Annotated in this window: 17 protein-coding genes; all 17 read left to right on the top strand. The window is 32.7% G+C overall.

Annotated elements, in window-relative coordinates:
• The first annotated feature begins 20 nt into the window (after positions 1 to 20).
• The 17 genes from rsgA to J8M14_RS00135 all read left to right on the top strand — a co-directional run bounded on the left by rsgA (position 21) and on the right by J8M14_RS00135 (position 22162).
• Positions 21 to 971: a ribosome small subunit-dependent GTPase A gene (gene rsgA / locus J8M14_RS00215; RefSeq protein ID WP_211072331.1), complete on the top strand. Its 951-nt coding sequence runs from the start codon at positions 21 to 23 to the stop codon at positions 969 to 971.
• Between the two features lie 91 nt (positions 972 to 1062).
• The gene (gene dtd / locus J8M14_RS00210) at positions 1063 to 1515 is read left to right on the top strand and encodes a D-aminoacyl-tRNA deacylase (protein WP_211072330.1); all 453 of its coding nucleotides are present in this window, start codon (positions 1063 to 1065) and stop codon (positions 1513 to 1515) included.
• A gap of 23 nt (positions 1516 to 1538) precedes the next feature.
• Entirely contained in the window at positions 1539 to 3455 is a 1917-nt protein-coding gene (locus tag J8M14_RS00205) for a DUF3857 domain-containing protein (protein WP_211072329.1), read from the top strand.
• A gap of 18 nt (positions 3456 to 3473) precedes the next feature.
• The gene (locus J8M14_RS00200; RefSeq protein ID WP_211072328.1) at positions 3474 to 5510 is read left to right on the top strand and encodes a DUF3857 domain-containing protein; all 2037 of its coding nucleotides are present in this window, start codon (positions 3474 to 3476) and stop codon (positions 5508 to 5510) included.
• Positions 5511 to 5660: 150 nt separating this feature from the next.
• The gene (locus tag J8M14_RS00195) at positions 5661 to 7643 is read left to right on the top strand and encodes a DUF3857 domain-containing protein (protein WP_211072327.1); all 1983 of its coding nucleotides are present in this window, start codon (positions 5661 to 5663) and stop codon (positions 7641 to 7643) included.
• Between the two features lie 2 nt (positions 7644 to 7645).
• Complete coding sequence (locus tag J8M14_RS00190; protein WP_211072326.1) at positions 7646 to 7972, top strand: nucleotide pyrophosphohydrolase; 327 nt, start codon at positions 7646 to 7648, stop codon at positions 7970 to 7972.
• Positions 7972 to 8226, top strand: coding sequence for a hypothetical protein (locus tag J8M14_RS00185; protein WP_211072325.1), 255 nt, complete (start codon positions 7972 to 7974; stop codon positions 8224 to 8226). Before J8M14_RS00190 ends, J8M14_RS00185 begins: the two co-directional genes overlap by 1 nt.
• A gap of 1 nt (position 8227) precedes the next feature.
• On the top strand, positions 8228 to 9454 hold the full coding sequence (locus tag J8M14_RS00180) for a 3-phosphoshikimate 1-carboxyvinyltransferase (protein WP_211072324.1): 1227 nt from the start codon (positions 8228 to 8230) through the stop codon (positions 9452 to 9454).
• 73 nt (positions 9455 to 9527) lie between these two features.
• A complete protein-coding gene (gene queA, locus J8M14_RS00175; protein WP_211072323.1) occupies positions 9528 to 10577 on the top strand; it encodes a tRNA preQ1(34) S-adenosylmethionine ribosyltransferase-isomerase QueA in 1050 nt (349 codons plus the stop codon).
• Positions 10578 to 10863: 286 nt separating this feature from the next.
• Complete coding sequence (locus J8M14_RS00170) at positions 10864 to 11799, top strand: chalcone isomerase family protein (RefSeq protein WP_211072322.1); 936 nt, start codon at positions 10864 to 10866, stop codon at positions 11797 to 11799.
• Positions 11800 to 11928: 129 nt separating this feature from the next.
• Complete coding sequence (gene rlmN / locus J8M14_RS00165; protein WP_211072321.1) at positions 11929 to 12969, top strand: 23S rRNA (adenine(2503)-C(2))-methyltransferase RlmN; 1041 nt, start codon at positions 11929 to 11931, stop codon at positions 12967 to 12969.
• An 89-nt stretch (positions 12970 to 13058) separates the two neighbouring features.
• Positions 13059 to 14036, top strand: coding sequence for a polyprenyl synthetase family protein (locus J8M14_RS00160; protein ID WP_211072320.1), 978 nt, complete (start codon positions 13059 to 13061; stop codon positions 14034 to 14036).
• 138 nt (positions 14037 to 14174) lie between these two features.
• The gene (locus J8M14_RS00155) at positions 14175 to 15758 is read left to right on the top strand and encodes a S41 family peptidase (RefSeq protein ID WP_211072319.1); all 1584 of its coding nucleotides are present in this window, start codon (positions 14175 to 14177) and stop codon (positions 15756 to 15758) included.
• Between the two features lie 166 nt (positions 15759 to 15924).
• Positions 15925 to 16494, top strand: a complete 570-nt coding sequence (locus J8M14_RS00150; RefSeq protein ID WP_211072318.1) for an RNA polymerase sigma factor — start codon at positions 15925 to 15927, stop codon at positions 16492 to 16494.
• Positions 16484 to 17314, top strand: a complete 831-nt coding sequence (locus J8M14_RS00145) for a hypothetical protein (protein ID WP_211072317.1) — start codon at positions 16484 to 16486, stop codon at positions 17312 to 17314. The genes J8M14_RS00150 and J8M14_RS00145 overlap by 11 nt, the downstream gene beginning before the upstream one ends.
• A 79-nt stretch (positions 17315 to 17393) precedes the next feature.
• Complete coding sequence (locus tag J8M14_RS00140; protein WP_211072316.1) at positions 17394 to 18476, top strand: hypothetical protein; 1083 nt, start codon at positions 17394 to 17396, stop codon at positions 18474 to 18476.
• A gap of 404 nt (positions 18477 to 18880) precedes the next feature.
• On the top strand, positions 18881 to 22162 hold the full coding sequence (locus J8M14_RS00135) for a T9SS type A sorting domain-containing protein (protein WP_211072315.1): 3282 nt from the start codon (positions 18881 to 18883) through the stop codon (positions 22160 to 22162).
• The last annotated feature ends 28 nt before the right edge of the window (positions 22163 to 22190 follow it).

Genomic DNA, 22190 nt, shown 5'->3' with positions numbered 1-22190 from the left:
TTATTTGCATCTTTGTGTTTATGACAGGTACTGTATATAAATCTACCGGAAGTTGGTATATCGTGAAAACCGATAATAATAAGGTATACGAATGCCGTATAAAAGGTAAGTTTAGAATAAAAGGTATAAAAAGTACTAATCCAGTAGCTGTTGGAGATCTTGTTGATTTTACTTTAGAAACTAAAAATGATCAGGAAACAGGAGTTATAGAGCATATTCACGAACGCCAGAATTATATCATTCGTAAGTCCGTGAATTTATCAAAACAAACCCACATTATTGCTTCAAACATTGATGTGGTTTTTTTGTTAGTAACACTTAATAACCCTCCGACATTTACGGCATTTATTGATCGGTTTTTAGTTACAGCAGAAGCTTATGGGATTAAAGCTATATTACTTTTTAATAAGATTGATACTTATGACGAAGAAGAGCTTTTAGAAATAAAATATCTGGCTGCATTATATAGAGAAATTGGATATGAATGTATAGGTATTTCTGCCAAAACAGGAAAAAATGTAGATAAAGTAAAGGAGATGATGATTGATAAGGTGTCTATGTTTTCAGGCCATAGCGGTGTGGGTAAGTCTACTTTGATCAATGCTCTAGAGCCTGGATTGTCTCTAAAAACCGCTGAAATCAGTGATCAACACCAGCAAGGCCAACATACCACAACTTTTGCAGAGATGTTTGATCTCAGCTTCAATGCCAAGATTATAGATACTCCGGGGATAAAGGGTTTTGGAATAGTAGATATGGAGAAGGAAGAATTAGGAGGATATTTTCCAGAATTTTTTGAACTGAAACCAGAATGCAAATTCAATAATTGTTTACATGTTAATGAACCTAAATGTGCTGTGAAAGAAGCACTAGATAATGAGGAAATTGCTTGGTCTAGATATAAAAGTTATTTGCAAATGTTGGAAGGAGAAGAAGAACACTATAGAAAAAACACTTATGATGAGGAATAATTTTTTAAAATAAGGGGTAACAAAGCGTGATCAAATGACACATACTATATAAAAATAACAATGTTTTTTCTTATAATTTGATGATATTTTAATGAGAGCAGTGATTCAAAGAGTTTCTGAAGCTTCGGTAAAAGTAGAAGATAAAGTTGTTTCAAAAATCAATCAAGGACTTCTTGTCTTACTAGGGATTGAAGAGGTAGATACAGGAGAAGATATTAAGTGGTTGTCGGGAAAAATAGCAAGATTAAGAATATTTGGAGATGAAAACGGAGTAATGAATAAAAGTATATTAGATGTAGATGGAGAAGCTATAGTCGTTAGTCAATTTACGTTACACGCTAGCACTAAAAAAGGAAATAGGCCAAGTTATATCAAAGCCGCAAAGCCTGACATAGCTGTTCCTCTTTATGAAGATTTTGTAAAACAATTAGAAGTAGATTTGAAAAAAAAAGTAGGAACAGGTATATTCGGTGCCGATATGAAAGTATCATTACTTAACGATGGCCCAGTTACCATAATTGTTGATACCCAAAACAAGGAATAACAAACCACCCCAAAATAAATTTTATGCAAAAAACAATACAACTGATCTTAGTTGCAGTATTTCTATGTGCTTCAATAAAAATTTCTGCGCAGGATAACATTAATTTACAATCCATTATTATTGATTCAACACTTACCAAAGATGCAAATGCTGTGGTAAGATCAGAAGAAGTTTTAATAGAAATAAACTCCATCAATTCTGTAAGAGTAAAAACTAAAAGAATTGTTACCGTACTAAATAAATTTGGTAAAGGCTATGCAGATTCTTTTGAATGGTATAGTCCATCTACAAAAATAAAGAAACTACAAGCTACTATATATGATGGTTTCGGGAAAGAAGTAAAGAAATATAAAAAGAAAGATTTTAGTGATAGAAGCGTTTATGACGGAATTTCATTAATGAATGATGATCGGATGAAGTATTTTGAGTATACTCCTGTAGATTATCCATATACCTTAGTTTTTGAAAGCGAAGTGGAAAAGTCGTCTTCAGCTTTTATTCAGTCTTGGAAACCAGTTATTGGATATCGACTAAGTGTTGAGGAATCATCATATAAAATTTTAAATCCTACAAAGATACCTTTAAGGTCTAAGGAGACTAATTTTGGAGGCTATGCTATTGGAGTAAATAAATTAGATAGTGAAATTTCATATTCTATTAAGGGAGTAAAAGCAGAACTTCCGGAAGTGAATAGTCCATCATTTTATGAGATTTTTCCAAAAGCTATGTTAGCTTTAGAAAATTTTGCTTTGGAAGGAGTTGAAGGTTCTGCTACAGATTGGAAATCTTTCGGAAAATGGAGATATGACAATCTTTTAGTAGGTCGTGATCAATTGCCTGAAGAAACAATTCAAAAGATTAATAAGTTAGTCTCTAATGTAAATACTAAAGAAGAAAAGGTAAAGTTGATTTATGAGTATGTGCAAAATAAGACAAGGTATATTAGTATTCAGTTGGGTATAGGAGGCTGGGTTCCTTTTCCTGCGAGTGATGTGGATCGATTAGGATATGGGGATTGTAAAGCATTAACAAATTATACCAAAGCTTTATTAAGTACTCAAGGTATTCAATCATATTATACTGTGGTTTATGGCGATAGAAATAAAGAGGATATAGACTTTGATTTTGCTTCAATGCAGGGTAATCATATCATTTTAAATGTTCCAAATGAAGAAGAAGATATATGGTTAGAATGCACAAATCAGACTTTACCTTTTAACTTTATTGGGGATTTTACTGATAACAGAAATGTATTGGTCCTTAAGCCAGAAGGAGGGGAGATTAAAAGAACTAAAAAATATGGACCAGAAGAGAATATTCTTCATACCACTGCTACAGTAAATCTAACAGCTGATAAAGCCATGAATGCTACTATTCGAAGAAAATCAAAAGGTTTAGTATATAATTGGAAATATGGTATTCAGTTCAAAACCCCAAAAGATCAACAGTTACATTATAAAGAACATTGGGGTTATATCAATAATTTGGAGATCAATTCAATTAAGCATGGGGATGATAAAGATGCCATTAAATTTACTGAAGACCTAGAGGTCTCTTGTTCTTCATATACAAAAAAGGCTGGAAGTCGATTACTTGTTGCTCCTAATTTGTTTAGTTGTGATCAGAGTAACTTGCCAAAATATGAAAATAGGCAGACTCCATTAGTGATTTCCAGAGGGTATATAAATACTGATGAGTACGTTATTAACATACCAAAAGAGTATGCTATTGGCAATTTGCCAGAAAAGAAATCTATTGAAACAGAATTTGGAAGTTATACTTACGAATTAGAAAAAATAAATGAATCTCAGATCAAGTTTAAAAGGTTTCTAAAAATTATAGATGGAACTTTTCCTAAAGAAAAGTATGAAGAATACAGAAAGTTTAGATCTGAGATTAAGAAAATTGATAAATCCAAAATAGTACTAAAACAACAATAAAATTAACTGATTAATAAAATGAAAATTTTAAATAAAGTAATATTAGTAATCACTCTAATATTAACCACTAATACTTTTGCTCAGGACTATAAATTTGGTAAGGTATCCAAAGAAGAATTGTTAGAAAAATCTTATCCATTAGATAGTGCTGCAAATGCGGTAGTGCTTTATGAAAACAAGAAAGTGTATTATGAATATAATCCTACCGTAAGATGGTTTCTCTTAATCACTGAAGTGCATCGAAGAGTAAAACTGTATAACAAGAATGGATTTGATTATGCTTCAGATGATTTTTTATTGTATAAAAATACAAAGGCTGAAGAAAAAGTAAGTGACCTGAAAGGGATAACGTATAATATAGATGGGGATAAAATTATAAAGACCAAATTAAAAAAAGAAGGAATATTCGAAAATGAGTTTTCTGAAAATTATGATCAAATTAAATTTACGATGCCCGATTTAAAAGACAATTCGGTTATAGAGTATAAGTATAAAATAACTTCTCCATTTGTATATAATATAGACCGGTTAGTTTTGCAAGATCAGATACCTATTAAAAAGTTAGAAGTTAAAGTTGAATTGCCTGAATATTTTAATTTCAAAAAATTCACTACTGGATATTTACCTATAGATTTAAAAGAAACACCTTCGGATGGAAGTTTTATGTATACTCCAAATAGGGCAAAGTTTTTTGATGTTGAATCAAGATCTTATGGTTCTACAAAACCTAAAGAAAAAACTAGAGCAGTAGACTATAAGATTAATGTTAACACAATTTTATCAACTGATATTCCAGCATTTAAAAAAGAACCTTATTCAGGTAATACAAGTAATTATATATCTTCCCTAGTATATGAATTGCAGTTTACGAAGTTTGGGAATTCAGTAGAAAACTATGCCACCTCCTGGGAAGAAATTATTAGAAAGATATACTCGAATGCTAATTTTGGTGGAGAATTGGATAAGACTAATTACTATAAAGATGATGTCCAAAAATTGATTGGAGGTGTGAGTGATCCTGTAAAAAAAGCAAGTTTGATTTACAATTTTGTAAAAAGCAAAATGAGTTGGAACGGTAAACATAGTGCGGTAAGTAGAGCTGGAGTGCGAAAAGCATATAAGGAGGGAACTGGTAATGCTGCGGAGATAAATCTTATGTTAACCTCGATGTTAAAATATGCAGGAATAAAAGCTAATCCCGTATTGGTAACTTCCAATAGTAAGGTCGTTTCTTTGTTTCCTACATTAGATGGATTTGATTATGTGATTTCTCGTGTTAAATTACCTAATCAAGGTGCAGTTTATTTAGATGCTACAGATAAATATGGTGAGCCTAATGTGTTGCCTACAAGAGTGATACAAGGAGTAGCAAGGGTGATAGAAGAAAATGGAAAGACACAAAACATAAATCTTCGCCCAAGAAACCCATCTCTAAATAGAAATAGTATACAATACGAGATGGATGTCGATGGTATGGTAAAAGGGAAGTCAAATATCTATCATCTTGATTATTTAGCGCATAGTTTTAGAGAAAGATATGGGATATATGACCAAGGATCTCATATAAAAAGAATAAAAGAAAAGTACAAAATAACTGAGTTGTCCAATTATGAAATAAAAGGCACAAGTGAACTGGGAAAACCTGTGAATGAACGGTTCGAATTTATGCTTGATGATCAGGTAGAGGTCATAGATAATGAAATGTTCTTTTCTCCTCTATTATTTTTAAGTCATAAAGAAAACATATTCAAATCTGATGATCGAAAATACCCTGTGGATTTTGGACATGGATTTTCTAATATGTATATGGTCAATATAAAAATACCTGAAGGCTATGAAATTATAGAACTGCCGGAATCAGGAGGATTTAAATTACCAGATGATATGGGGTCTTTTTCATTTAATTCTAAATTAGTGAATGGAATGATTCAAATTTCGGTTACAGAAACCATTAATTCTCCAATTATTCTTCCAAGCTATTATCCTGTAATAAAAGAATACTATAATCAAATTATACAAAAGGAAAGTGATCAGGTAGTACTTAAAAAAATATAACTATGAATATTCAAACCCCACAATAAGCATTTGAATGGATAGATTAAAATTATTGGGTTTGATATTTTGATAAATTAAAGAACAGCCTTAAGTATAATAGACTAAAATAAGAATACACTAAAACAACAATAAAGTTAACTGATTAATAAAATGAAAATTTTAAATAAAGTAATATTAGTAATCACTCTAATATTAACCACTAATACTTTTGCTCAGGACTATAAATTCGGAAAAGTGTCCAAAGAAGAATTGTTAGAAAAATCTTATCCATTAGATAGTGCAGCAAATGCGGTAGTGCTTTATGAAAACAAGAAAGTGCATTTCGCATATATTAATAATCAGTTTCAATTGGTAACTGATGTGTTCAAAAGAATCAAATTGTATAATAAGAATGGTTTCGATGAAGCAAGTGAACAGATTTATTTGTATCAAGGGAGTAATGATAGAGAAAAAGTTAGTGGATTAAAAGCAATGACTTATAGTTTAGCGGGGGATGAAATTATTGAAACTAAACTAAAAAAAGATGGAATCTTCGAAAGTGAATATTCAGAGTATTATAATGAAGTGAAATTTACTATGCCAGCGCTTCAAGAAGGATCAGTGATTGAGTATAAATATAAAATCACTTCACCTTACATAAGAAATATAGATAAAATTTATTTGCAGCAGGATATTCCTATTAAAAAGATTGATATAGAGGTTGAAACTCCTGAGTATTATAATTTTAAAAAATATACCAGGGGGTATCTCCCAATTAGTTTAAAAGAATCTACAAAAAACAATAAGTTAAAAGGTAGAAGGGTAGAGGGTTCTGTATATGTTATAGATTATATATCTAATATGTACTCAATTAATTCTTCTGATATTCCTGCATTTAAAGAAGAGCCTTATTGTGGTAATCTTGAGAATTATCTATCGTCTATAGTTTTTGAACTGCAATTTACTAGGTTTCCTAATAGTGGCACGAAAAGCTATTCAAGTACTTGGGAAGATGTTGCCAAATCTATTTATGATAACCCTAGATTTGGTGATGAATTAAAAAAGAAAAATTATTTTAAAGAAGATATAGATCAATTGATTACGGGTATTAATGATCCTTTAAAGAAAACAACATTGATTTTTGATTTTGTAAAGAAAAAAATGACTTGGAATGACAAGTATAGAGTCGTTACTAGTGATGGTGTAAAAAAAGCGTATAAAGATGCTGTGGGTAATTCTGCTGAGATTAATCTTATGCTAGTTGCAATGCTTAAATATGCTAAGGTCAATGCGAACCCTGTATTAGTTAGTTCTAATAAAAGAACAATATCGTTGTTCCCTACACTAGAAGGTTTTGATTATGTAATTGCTAGAGTGAAGTCTGGTAATACTACAATGTATTTGGATGCAACAGATAAGTATGGTGAACCAAATGTGCTCCCGGATAGAGTTATACACGGATCTGGTAGGGTTTTAGCAGAAAATGGAACCTCACAACTGGTTAATTTTAGACCTGGTAAAGCATCTAGAGTTCAGCGGTCAATTATGTGTCAAATTGATTCTGGAGGTGTTATTAAAGGTAAGCAAAGTACAAGCCGATCATCGTATTTAGCTCATAGTTTTAGAGTTAGACACGGAGAAAAGGACAAAGAAACTCAGATTAAAAGAATTAAAGAAAGGTATGAACTTGATGATCTTAATGCCTATGAACTTAAGGGAGTAAATGAGTTAGGTAAATCTGTGGCTGAGCGTTTCGAGTTTACTCTAGAAAATGAAGCAGAAGTTGTTGATAATGAGATTTTCTTTTCTCCTTTGTTGTTTCTAAGGGATAAAGAGAATATATTCAAATCAGAAGAGCGTAAATACCCGATAGACTTTGGATATGGATATGCTAATACGATGATGGTCTCTATAAAAATACCTGAAGGTTATGAAGTTGTAGAAATTCCTGAGGGCTCAGCATTTAAACTACCAGAAAATATGGGTAAGTTTGTATATAGAACAAATGTAATAATGGGTAATACTATTCAGGTATCGGTTACAGAAACGTTAAATGCACCTTTTATACCGGCAGAATATTATTTAACAATAAAAGAGTTTTATAATCAGATTATTCAAAAGGAAAGTGACCAAGTTGTTTTAAAGAAAGTATAATTATGAACATTCAGAATGCACAACAAGCCGTAGATGAGTGGATTAAAAATCACGGTGTTCGATATTTTAATGAGTTGACTAATATGGCCCAGCTTACTGAAGAAGTAGGAGAGGTAGCAAGAATTATAGCACGACGATATGGGGAGCAAAGTGAAAAAGAAAGTGATAAAAATAAGGATCTTGGCGAGGAATTAGCTGATGTCATGTTTGTTGTATTATGTTTGGCTAACCAAACAGGAGTGAATCTTCAGGAAGCTTTTGATAAAAAACTAGATTTAAAGACGAAACGAGATCACGATCGTCATCATAATAATGAAAAGCTAAAATAATGCTCAAAGCAATCATTTCGTCAAAAAAATATTGGAAATCAGTACTTTTTATAGGTGTTGGTTTTATTATGATTTTCAGTCTTATTGAACATATAATGCAATATGGAGGATTAGCCTGGGAGATCTTTATTGAAGAGAAAATAAGTAATGGTCGTTGGTTGAGATATCTTGTTTCCAGACTTATGGGGGGATTGATGTATGGAATGATAATGGCGTATTATTTTGAATTAAGAAAGCACAAATCAAATCGATAAAATGAATCTTAAATTACCCCGTATTTCTAGTATAGAAAATAGCACATTGCAAATCACAGGGTCTAAAAGTGAAAGCAATAGATTGTTGATTTTACAAGCACTTTATCCTGATGTTAAAATTAAAAACTTATCTAACAGTGATGATTCCGAGGTCATGCAAAAAGCATTGGTCAGTGATGACATATTAATTGATATTCATCATGCCGGCACTGCCATGCGTTTTCTTACTGCTTATTTTGCAATAAAAGAAGGAAGAGAAACAGTACTTACAGGAAGTGAAAGAATGCAAGAAAGACCAATTAAGATTTTGGTAGAAGCATTGCAGCAATTAGGCTGTGACATCTCTTATGAAAAAAATGAAGGCTATCCTCCGATCAGGATTCAAGGAAAACAACCTTGTACAAATAAGGTATCTCTTAAAGCCAATGTTAGTAGTCAATATATATCGGCATTAATGCTTATTGCCTCGTCATTGCCTAATGGATTAGAAATTGTTTTAGAAGGTAAAGTTACTTCAGTTCCTTATATCAATATGACGTTAAGCTTACTTGCTGATATTGAAGTTGAAGGAACTTTTGAAAATAATAAAATAAGTATCAAACCTCAAAAAGGACTTGTTTCTAAAAATGTTGTTGTGGAGTCAGATTGGAGTTCTGCATCCTATTTTTATAGTATTGTAGCTTTAACAGCAAGTAATTCTGTGACATTAGGAAGCTATAAAAAACAAAGTTATCAAGGAGATTCTGCCTTAGCTGAAATTTATAGAAGTCTAGGAGTAGAAACTACCTTTGATAACGATACAATTACTTTATCTCGGATTCCAAATGCTACTCAGAAACTACCAGATGTTCTAGATTTATCGAATTCACCGGATATAGCTCAGACCATAGCAGTTACATGTTTTGGTTTAGGAATAGGGTGTAACCTTACAGGTTTGCATACACTAAAAATTAAAGAAACAGATAGATTAGAGGCACTAAAAACTGAAATCGAAAAGTTTGGAGGAAAAGTTCATATTACAGAAGATACTTTAAAATTAGAACCTTCCTCAATTTATAAAGAGGGTGTTTCTGTGGCTACTTACAATGATCATCGTATGGCTATGGCCTTTGCACCACTTGCATTAAGAACTTCATTTCGGGTGAATGATGCAGATGTGGTATCTAAATCGTATCCTGATTTTTGGTCAGATTTAGAACAATTAGGTTTTAAAGTATTGAAAGCATAAAATTTATATGTCGATTTACTTGACAACCCCTATCACGAGATTGTATATTTGCACCTTCAAAAAATAAACACTGATGAAGTTATCACATTTCAATTTTACCCTTCCACCTGAATTGCTGGCAGAATATCCAGCAGAAAATAGAGACGAAGCTCGTCTTATGGTTCTAAATAGAAAAGAGCAGACTATTGAACATAAAGAGTTCAAGGATCTTATTGATTATTTTGAACCAAACGATGTGATGGTAGTTAATAATACTAAGGTTTTTCCTGCCAGATTATATGGTAATAAAGAAAAAACCGGAGCTAGAATTGAAGTGTTTTTATTACGAGAATTAAATTCTGAAACACGTCTTTGGGATGTATTGGTAGACCCAGCTCGTAAGATACGTATTGGTAATAAGTTATATTTTGGAGATGATGAAAGTTTAGTGGCAGAAGTTATAGATAATACTACTTCCAGAGGGCGTACACTTCGTTTTTTGTATGACGGTTCTTATGATGAGTTTAGACAGAAACTTACTGATTTAGGACAAACTCCATTACCAAAGTATATTAAGAGAGAGACTGAACCAGAAGATGAGGAAAGGTATCAAACTATTTACGCTAAAAATGAGGGTGCTGTAGCAGCTCCTACTGCAGGATTACATTTTTCAAAACATCTAATGAAGCGTTTAGAAATCAAAGGTGTTGATTTTGCAGAAGTTACACTTCATGTAGGATTAGGAACATTTAATCCTGTGGAGGTAGAGGATCTCTCTAAGCATAAAATGGATAGCGAAGAAGCATATATTACGGCTAAGGCTGTAGATACTATTAATAGAGGTATCGAGCAAAAGAAAAGAGTTTGTGCCGTTGGTACTACAGTGATGAGAGCTTTAGAGAGCTCAGTTTCATCCGAAAGAACATTAAATGAATTCAGAGGATGGACAAATAAATTTATTTTCCCCCCTTATGATTTTAGTATTGCTAATTGTATGATTACCAATTTCCATACACCAAAATCCACATTACTAATGATGGTTTCTGCATTTGCAGGACATGATTTTATTAAAGAAGCATATGAACAAGCTGTAAAAGAGAAATACAAGTTCTACTCTTATGGTGATGCAATGCTAATTATATAGGTAATTTAGCAACGATTGAACAACATATAGACTCCATTTTTATATCAAAAAATGGAGTTTTTTTATAAAGTTTTCATAATTAACAGGTTAAATTTATTTTTTATAAAAAAAAAACTATTTTTGCCCCTGTTTTACGGTTAAACCGTAATCTGATTATGTATTTTATCGATAAATTATGTTTTTTGTCGAAAATGCAATTATAGTAAAACAAATAAAATGTAATTTTTGGCTACTAAATTCGTTTTTTTGTCAAGCCTTAAAAATGAACGTTAAAAAAAACCAACTTATGAAAAGAGTATTATACTTTTTTATAGTATTAATGAATACTGTTTCATTTTCTCAAACTAAAGTAGGAAATGTACAATTTAATGATGTAGATGTTTTTGGAGAAACAGAGTTAATGCTTAATGGTGCTGGAGAGCGAGCGAGATTATATGCTGCAGCTTTATATCTTGACCTTGATTTTAATCCTGATGATCTAGAAGATGGGATCAAAGTAGCGGAAAAAGATGCTACTATGGCACTAACCATCAAAATTACCTCCGGAACACTTACAATTGACGAATGGAAAGACCTTATTCGAGTAGGTCTGGAAAGAGCTACAGATGGTAATAGCTATGTTTTTGAAGAACAGATCAGGGATTTTTTAGGTCTAATGCCTAATAAAATTAATAGATTTGATATATTCAAGATAATGTACAAAAAAGGAGGTACAATATATCTTTACAAAAACAGAACTCTTCTTGGGACCGTAAAGAGTATAGAATTTAAAAAAGCATTCTTTAAGATTTGGTTTGGAGAAAATCCGGTTGATGAAGAGTTAAAAGAAGATCTGTTAGGAGGTACTCTAAATACTAATTTGGTGTTAGGTAAATGGAAAACTTTTGATAAAAGAACTGGAGTAGCCATTAATATAGTCCAAATATATATGTTAGATAAGATGGTATATGGAGCTATTGAAAGAATGTTACGTAATTCTGAAAGAGATGATGTCTGTTATGAATGTCAGGGAGAAGACAAAAATCAAAAGGTAGAAGGTTTGGTGATATTGAAGAGATTAAAGTCTAAAGGAGAAAATAAATATATTGGCGGAAAATATACGAATATAAAAGATGGTAAAATATCGGACTGTCAGATATGGGTAGAAGAGGATAAGCCCGATGTTCTTAAAGTAAAGTATAGAGGCGGAGGAGTTCAGGAATGGAAAAGAGTCAAAAAATAATTGACGACTTTATATAATATATAAAACTCCCGGTGGCAACATCGGGAGTTTTGTTATATGCTAGTTATAAAAAGAAAGAGTATCAATTATATAAGTAGAGATCATTTATCTTATTACTTTTGCATAAATATGAAGGCTAAGAAAAAGGATATAAGAGCATTGACCAAAGAGCAGTTGAGACGGTTTTTTGAAGAAAGCGGAGATAAAGCTTTTAGAGGAAATCAAGTCTATGAATGGTTATGGAGTAAAGGTGCACATAGTTTTGAGGATATGACTAATATTTCCAAAACTACTCGTCAGATGCTCGAAGATAACTTTGTTATCAATCACATTCGTGTAGATCAAATGCAGAGAAGTAGTGATGGGACGATTAAAAATGCAGTAAGACTTCATGATGGGTTAATCGTAGAATCTGTTCTAATACCGACTCCGACCAGAACAACAGCGTGTGTGTCTTCTCAGGTTGGGTGTAGTTTGGATTGTAAGTTTTGTGCAACAGCAAGATTAAAAAGAATGCGAAATCTCAATCCTGATGAAATTTATGATCAGGTTGTAGCCATTGATAATGAAAGTAGATTATATCATAATCGACCACTATCTAATATTGTGTTTATGGGTATGGGCGAGCCATTGATGAATTATAATAATGTATTAAAGGCCATAGATAAAATCACATCTTCAGAAGGATTGGGGATGTCTCCAAAAAGAATAACGCTCTCTACTTCTGGAGTGCCCAAGATGATTAAGAAAATGGCTGATGATGAGGTGAGATTTAAACTTGCCGTTTCTTTACACTCGGCAATTGATGAAGTGCGAACATCCATTATGCCATTTAATGATACATTTCCACTTTCCGAGCTAAAAGAGTCTTTAGAATATTGGTATGCAAAAACCAAAAGTAGAATTACTTACGAGTATGTGGTATGGGACGGGATTAATGATCGCAAAGAAGATATTAATGCCTTACTTAAATTTTGTTCTTATGTGCCTTGTAAGGTTAATTTAATTGAATACAATCCTATTGATGATGGAGAATTTCAACAAGCATCAAATAAGGCAATTGATAATTATATCAAAGCATTAGAATCCAGAGGTTTTGTGGTTAATGTACGCCGTAGCCGCGGAAAAGATATTGATGCAGCCTGTGGTCAGCTTGCTAATAAGTCATAAGTGGTTATTAGTAACGATTTTCGATTATTTTTAATAAAGATTTGCACTATCTTCGCATTATCGAATAAAACTGAATCAATTACTTCATATTGAAAGTCGTAGAGCAAATAAAACTACCGATCATTGATGAGATGGAGCTTTTTGAACAAAAGTTTACACAATCAATGTCATCCAAGGTGGCACTTCTAAATAGAATTACACATTATATTGTAAATCGAAAGGGTAAACAAATGCGCCCTATGTTTGTTTTTCTAGTGTCTAAAATGGTGTCTGGGGGAGAAGTAAATGATAGAACCTATAGAGGAGCTTCAGTAATCGAATTGATACATACAGCAACGCTAGTACATGATGATGTAGTGGATGATTCTAATCGCCGGAGAGGCTTTTTTTCCATAAATGCTTTATGGAAAAATAAAATAGCTGTATTAGTTGGGGATTATTTATTATCCAAAGGCCTTTTACTGTCTATTGATCATGGAGACTTTGATCTCTTAAAGATTATTTCTGTCGCAGTTCGTGAGATGAGTGAAGGAGAGCTACTTCAAATCGAAAAAGCCAGAAATCTGGATATCACAGAAGATGTATATTACGAAATCATACGTCAGAAAACGGCAACGTTGATTGCAGCCTGTTGTAGTTTAGGAGCCTGCTCTGTAGATCCTGATTCAGACGCGGTAGAAAAGATGAGAAAGTTTGGCGAATTGATAGGGATGGCTTTTCAGATCAAAGATGATTTATTTGATTATGGTGATACTGCAATAGGAAAACCTACCGGGATTGATATTAAAGAGCAAAAAATGACACTTCCATTGATTTATACTTTAAATCATTGTTCCAAAGAAAAAAAGAAATGGTTAATTAACTCTGTAAAAAATCATAATAAGGATAAAAAGCGAGTAAAAGAGGTTATTGATTTTGTAAAGATTAGTGGGGGACTTGAATATGCTATTAAAATTATGCATCAGTTTAAAGAAGAAGCTTTAAGTATCTTATCAAATTACCCTGATTCTGATTATAGGTCTTCTTTGGAATTGATGGTAGATTATGTTATTGATCGCAAAAAATAATTATAATTAGATTACGATTCTCTCTCTTTATTTCCAATGATTTTTTTATGGTCAGGCAACCTTTTTGTTTTTAATCTCGTCTATATTTAAAGTGAGATTTTAATCCTTTGAATAATCAGTTTAGAAAAATAAAAAAATATGATAAGAAATTTATGTTTATTTGCCCTCATTGTATCGTTGTCAAACTGCGGCTCAGTAGAGAAATACAATAAGCAGATTAGTAATTTGCACAGTGTAGAAGAAATTCATGAGGATATTGATTATGCTTATCACAAATTACAGAAACTACATCCTGATTTATATTGGTATACAAGTAAGGACTCCTTAGACAAAAAAATAAGTGATTTAAAAGAAAATATTAAAAAACCTATATCTAGTATAGAATTTTATAAGCAGTTAGCTCCTGTGGTTAGTAATGTTAAACAAGGGCATTTGTCTATTTACACTCCACAAAGAAGACAAACAAAAGCTGAGATAAAGGAAAAAGGAAAAAGAAGTTATCCGTTTAAACCATTAGCATTTAAAGGTATAGATGATAGGTTATATATTAAAGAAAATTACGGAAAGGATAGTACTGGTTCCCTTGTTGCTGATGTAGAAGTGTTATCGATAGAAAATGAAAAAGTAAGTGATTTGCTTACAAATTTTAAAAAATTACAAGCTAGCGATGGCTATAATACCACATATATTCCAGAATATGTAGTTGCTAGGTTTGGTGCCTTATATACTTATACTCATAAACAAAAAGACAGTATTTTATTAAAGTTGAAGAAGGAAGACAGTATATATTCTTATTACATAAGCGCTAACTATAATAAAAAAAATGAGTCACCTATAAAGAATGTAACATCAGTTACGGGAGCAAAAGAAATAAGTAAAGCGGATAAAAAGGAAGAAAAAGCAAAGCGTAAAAAAATCATAAAAGAGCAATATAAACACGGTTATAATAAATATACAAAGAAGAATAATCGGGATTTTAGCTTTATAACCCCAAATGAATCAGGAAGTATTGCTTATATGAAGATAAGAAGCTTTACAAAAGGAGTGTATAAAGATTTTTATAAAGAGAGTTTTACCAAAATTGACTCCTCTCAATGTAAGCATTTGGTTATTGATTTAAGAGGTAATTATGGAGGTCGACTAGCTGAGATTGATGAGCTTTATTCATACCTCACTGATAAAGAATATATTTTTTTAGAAGAATCTAAGATGACTAAACGTTTAAGTTTTTTATATCCATATTTTCATAGTAGATCCTGGTTGAAAAAATCGGCAGTAGTAGCGTTTTCTCCTCTTATCGCTACATATCAACTTTTTAAGGTCAAAAGATCAAAAGGTGATCCTTATTTTAAATTTAAATATAATAAGCTAAGAAAACCAAAGCCTAATTCATACAAAGGAAAAATATATGTCCTGATTAATGGCGAAAGTTTTTCTGCTAGTAGTATATTATCAACTCATCTAAAAGCAACCAAACGAGCCACTTTTATAGGTCAGGAAACAGGTGGAGCGTATAATGGTACGGTTGCAGGTTTTTTTACAGGGATAGAACTTCCTAATTCCAAAATAAAAATGAGGGTCGGATTACTAAAAATTAATACCCCTCATACTATGGAACCAGATGGATATGGTATTAAACCTGATGTTATAATTACCAAAGAACTTAGTGATAAAGACCAAGAACTGGATTGGGTGATAAACCACGTCAAAAAATCGAGTTAAATATTTTTTAACAAGCAGGTGTTTCTATTTGCTTGATTTAAAATGAATATAGAGGGATTAGTTTGTCTAAATAAAAGATTTCTTAATATTTTTTTTCTTCAGGCAACCTTTTTTAGTTTTATCTCGTCTATGTATATATAAGATCTTAATTAATTGATTTTTAACATTGAAAATAATTCAATTTTATAAAAACGAAAGGCAGCTTATTCGTCAGGCAGCAAAACAGCATCGTGATGCTCAGCATCGGTTGTATGAAGAACATGCGCCTAAGATGTTAAGTGTATGTAGGCAATATATAAAAGATATTCATTTTGCTGAAGAAGTAATGCTAAGCGGTTTTCTAAAGGTTTTTACAAACCTGGAAAAGTTCAAATTCCAAGGAAGTTTCGAAGGGTGGGTAAGAAGAATTATGATTAATGAGTCAATTTCATTTTTAAGAAAAGAAAAACAGATCTTTTTTACTGAAGAAGTAGCAAGTTACAAAGAAGAATCCTGGAATAATATCAATATAGAGTTAGAACTAGAGCAGATCCAGGAATTGATTGATAATTTGCCGGAAGGATATAGGATGGTGTTTGTATTGTATGCTGTTGAAGGATACAAGCACAGCGAGATAGCTAAGATGTTAGAGATTTCTGAAAGCACTTCAAAATCTCAATTGTTTAAAGCTAGAAAGATGTTACAGCAAAAGGTAAACCAACAAAATAGGATTAGTCATGGCGCCATTGAATTTTGAAGATAAAATAAAGGATAAGCTAGACCAACGCACAATAAAACCCTCAGGAAATTCTTGGGATAAATTAGCTTCAGCCTTAGATGAAAGTGAACAAAAAAAAGCAAATAAAAAAATCTGGTGGTATGCGGCGGCAAGCTTGGTAGGAATTCTAATTTTGAGTTCAGTGTTTTTTACCAATAGGTTTTCCGAAGAAAAAAATAGACAAGTTGTTGATCATAAAATAAAAGAACCTACTAAACAAATATTTAATAATACGGATGTGGTAGAAAATAAAGATCAAGAAAACAAATTTATTGACCCTAAAGAGCAGGTGCTGGAAAAGAATGAAATAAATAAGAAGACACAACAAAGGGTTGTGCAAACTCCAGAAAAACCTTCGGTTTTAAATAAACAGGAAAAAAAGAAAGGCATTCAAAATATTAATAAAACTACTCCGAGTATAATTAGTAATATATCTGAAAATGAAGGAATAGTAACTGCTATTACAGAAAACCTGGAGAAAGAAGAAGTTATAAAAAATCAAGAGTTGCCTGTGAGCAATAATGTTATAGATGATAAAATAGCTAGTGTAATTGCACAAGTACAAGAGATACAGAAGAATAATGGTGAAGTAACTAATGACGAGATAGATAAGTTGCTACGTCAGGCACAAAGAGAAATAACAACAAATAATATTTTAAAATCTAATAAGGTTAGTGCATCTGCTCTGCTTCAAGACGTTGAAGAAGAATTAGATGAAACTTTTAAAGACAAGGTTTTTGAAGCGCTTAAAACCGGTTTTCAAAAGGTTAGAACTGCCGTTGCAGAACGAGAAAATTAAACATTCATCAATCAATCTTGTAGATTTCCTTCAGTATACTCTGAAGGAAGCTACAAGAAATCAAAAATCAATACGTAAAATGAAGACTATAGCTACTATTGCCATTTATTTGGCCTTGGCATTTTTTGCTCAATTTTCAAATGCCCAAGAGAAAGAAAATATTACTAAAATTGAGCAGTTACAACAACAAAAAGAACAAGTAGTAACACTAGAAAAAGAAGCGCTCAAAAAAGAAGTAGAATCGATTAATGATAGACTTGCAACTAATCAAATAAGTAGAAAAGAAGCTCAGACTTTAAAAGAAGCGGCTGCTCAGAATCATGCGCTCAATATCGAAAATGCCGTCGCGATCATTGATAACAGAATTGCATTATTAGAACGTAATGGTACTGAGACTATAGGAACCGAAGACAGTAAAATAACTTTTGGTATTGGGAGTAAAAATGATGAAAATGGAGATGTGTTATTCGGGATTAATATTAAAACTGGAAAAGGTAGTGATACAAAGAAAGATATTGTATATGATAGAAGAACATCTTCTGGTATTATGGTTGCTTTTGGAGTCAATAATGCTATTGTAGATGGTCAGTCACTTGATGATTCTGATTATAAAATTGCAGGAAGTAGATTTTTTGAATTAGGATGGTTCTGGAAAACCAGGGTATTTAAGAATACTAATTTTATGAGAATTAGATATGGTATTTCATATCAGTCGAATGGTTTGAAACCTACAGATAATCGGTATTTTGTAGAGAATGGTAATCAAACTAACCTAGAGGAATTTAGAGTAGAATTGGATAAGTCTAAATTCAGGATGGATAATTTGGTAGTACCATTACATTTTGAATTTGGCCCTTCTAAAGTAAAAGAAACCGAAGATAAAATACGATACTATACTGCACGAAAATTTAAAATTGGATTAGGTGGCTATGTAGGGGCTAATATTAGTACACGTCAAAAATTGAAGTATAAAGAAAATGGAGATCGTATAAAGGATAAGATCAAGAGAGATTATAATACAAGTGACCTGATTTATGGTTTAAGTACTTACATAGGATTTGGTGACACCTCATTATATCTTAAATATGATTTATCTCCAATCTTTCAGGATGCTATTGTAGAACAAAATAATGTATCTCTGGGATTACGATTTGACTTATAGTTATAACGTTAATCAAACATAATATTAGAAAGAGCGATGTTGGAGAATATCGCTCTTTTATTTTTGCATTACTTCCAAAGTTTACAGATTTATAAAAAGTTATTATCACTATAGTTATTGATGATTAGAGGAAGGGTTTTTGGAGAGTTGAGAGTGGTTTAATATACTTTTTATAAGAACTATAAAACCTTAAACATGTTACGGTTTTTAAGTAACTAATTGATTTCGAGTATTTTGCTACAATTATTTTTTTGTTTCTTATTTAAATACCCTTATATTTAATCCTGTCATAATTGAAATAATTCTTTCTTTTTTTTGATAATGTTCATGTTTTTTCAAATGTGAACTATGATACGGCTTATACTAAATTTTTAAACATAACAATTAATCAAACTTTCACACAAATGAAAACAAAATTCTTTTATGTAACACTTTTTGTGTTTTGTAGTTTGGGGCTATTTGCTCAAAACAAACAAACAAAAGCAACCTTTTTGTCCCAGGCAACCAAGGTAACCGAAATCCCACCTTTATCTCAAATGAAAAATATCATTTCAGCAAAAGGTTTTGACCATAGTGCTCCACCTAAAAGGAGCGGTGCTAATACATTTGTTTCAGGAAAAGGTATTCCTGCTTATGGAGAAAATGACCCACTTATAATGCAGCAAAATAATGTAGCTAAAATGGCTGTTAGTACTGAGGTTGCTTCATTTGATGCACATATAGGAACTGTTTTAAATGATGCAACTGGTGCCATAGGGCCTAACCATTATGTATATGCGTTTAACTCAGGGTTTGGTATTCTGGATAGAGCAGGAAATGTATTGGTTCCTGAGGCTTCATTAGCTACACTCTTTCCTGGTCAAAGTGATGGAGATCCTATTGTTATTTATGATAATTTTGCAGATCGATTTTTGATTACTCAGTTCAGAGGGGTTTCCAGTAGTGTAGATGGTTTCTTAATAGCTGTAAGTCAGGGACCTGATCCGGTAAATGATGGTTGGTTTACATATGAATTTGTTACACAAACCTTTCCAGACTACCCTAAGTTTTCAGTTTGGTCTGATGGGTACTATATAACAAATAATAAAGATTCAGGCTCAGCATCCACTTCTGAGGTGGTTTATGCTGTTGAAAGAGATAAAATGTTAGTAGGTGATCCTAATGCGCAGATTGTCGGATTTCCACTTCCGGGAATTTCAACCAGTGGTTTTTATAGTCCAGGGGGATCTAATGCTACGGGTACCACATTACCTCCTGTTGGAGTTGGTCATACAGTATTGTATTTACAAGATGATGCTTGGGCTGGAGTCTCTCAAGATCACATAAAAGCCTGGACAACCAATGTAGATTGGGCTAATACATCAAATTCTACAATATCTCAACCACAAGAAATTATCACAACTCCATTTGATAGTGTGTTTGATAATGGTTCTTTTCAGAACTTAGATGAACCAGGTAACGGGCCTGATATAGATGCTTTACAAGCTACGATGATGTATATGACCAATTATCGACGTTTTGGAACACATAATTCAATGGTGCTAAATTTTGTAGTAGATTTAGATGGTACCGATAGTTTGGCAGGTATTCGTTGGTACGAATTAAGACAAACAGCAGATGGGCAACCTTGGACTATATATCAAGAAGGAACATATGTACAGCCTGATGGGTTGAGTGCATTTTGTGGTAGTATTGCACAAGATGCTCAAGGAAATATAGGCTTGGCCTATACCATAGTAAGTAGTACAGTATTTACATCATTAAGATATACTGGTAGATTAGCTAGTGATGCACTAGGAACAATGACCCTGGCAGAGCAAGTTTCCTCCAATGGTGACGCTCAAAATAATAGAGGGGATGGACGTTATGGAGATTATGGACAGATGACTATTGATCCATTGGATGATATGACCTTTTGGCATATTAGTGAGTATATGAAGGGGCCTTCTCCCAATGTAAGAAGAAGTCACGTCGTAGCATTTAAGCTTCAGCCAGACACTCCTGATACAGAAGCTCCCACTGCACCTGCTAATTTGAATGCTTCTGGTACAACAGATGTATCTACATCACTTAGCTGGGATGCATCTACAGATAATATAGGAGTGACTGCTTATGATGTATATCAGGATGGAGTTGTGGTTGCTACAGTTGCAACCACCTCTGCTGATATTACAGGGTTATCGCCTAGTACATCATATGATTTCTCTGTGATTGCAAAGGATGCCGCTGGAAATGAATCATCAGCAAGTGCTATATTAACAGTAACTACAGAAGCTCCCGATACAGAAGCGCCAACGGCACCAGCAAACCTTGTAACATCAAATCTTGCTGCTAATCAGGTGACAATAACTTGGGATGCATCAACAGATAATGTTGGAGTTACAGAATATGACGTTTTACAGGATGGAGTTGTAGTTGATACAGTAACAGGAACTAGTGCAACAGTTACAGGCTTAACTCCGGAAACTACTTATGCGTTTACAATTGTGGCAAAAGATGCAGCGGGTAATGCTTCTGCGCCAAGTAGTCCGCTTAGTGTTACTACACCTGCAGCAACAGGTTGTCTAAATGGAGTAGCTACTCCATATAATGAAGGCTTCGAAACAGGTATTGGTGCTTGGACACAGAGTTCTGGAGATGACCTGGATTGGACAAGGGATGCTAATGGAACACCTTCAAGAAATACAGGGCCATCAAGTGCAGTCGAAGGTTCATTTTATCTATATGTCGAAGCTTCAGGAAATGGAACAGGATATCCTAATAAACGTGCAATAATAACCTCTCCTTGTATTGATTTAGGTTCTGCAACTTCAGCTACCTTCTCGTTCAAATATCATATGTTTGGGGCAAATAATTTTGGATCCTTAAGTGTAGAGGCTAGTAATGATGAAGGAGTAACTTGGACTAATATCTGGAGTAGAAATGGAAACCAAGGAAATTCTTGGCAAACAGCAACAATAGATTTAGCAGCTTATTTGGGAACCGGAGTGCAATTAAGATTTAATCGTTTAACAGGAAGTACTTGGAGAGCAGATGCTGCTATCGACGATATTTCAGTTACGGCTGATGGTGGTCCAGGTGGATCTGATTGTGCTACAGGAGATCTAACACTTAGCATTACATTTGATAATTACCCTCAAGAAACTTCTTGGACTTTAGAGGATGCTGGTGGAGCGACAGTGGCTTCAGAAAGTTATTCTACAGCTAACCCAGATGGTTCTACAGTTACAGAAACTATTAGTGGATTGTCTTCTGGAAATTATACATTTACAATGTCCGATTCCTTCGGAGATGGTATCTGTTGTGGATTTGGTAATGGCTCTTATACATTATCTAGTAGTGCAGGAACTATTGTATCAGGAGGAGAATTCACGAGTTCTGAAGCAACTGATTTTTGTGTAGAAAATGCAGCCGTGAGGTTGAGCACATTTGATTTAAATGATGATGATGATTTATTTAAGCTATATCCAAACCCTGTTTCTAGTGGTGTCTTAAATATTTCTTTAGGAGAAAAATCAATTCAGAGTTTAGAGATTTTCTCAATGTTTGGTCAGTTGGTTCGTAGTATAGATAACCAAGGAACAAAACAACAATTAGACGTTAATGGTCTTTCTAAAGGAACTTATTTTTTAAGAATTACTGTAGAAGAACGTGTAATTACAAAAAGTTTTATTATTGGAGAATAATTTTTGATCCAATTTAAAATTGGTTTAA

Source organism: Aquimarina sp. MMG016 (assembly GCF_018100805.1).
GTDB lineage: Bacteria > Bacteroidota > Bacteroidia > Flavobacteriales > Flavobacteriaceae > Aquimarina.
Note: the sequence above shows the minus strand (reverse complement) of the source record. Positions and strands in the feature narration are given on the sequence as shown.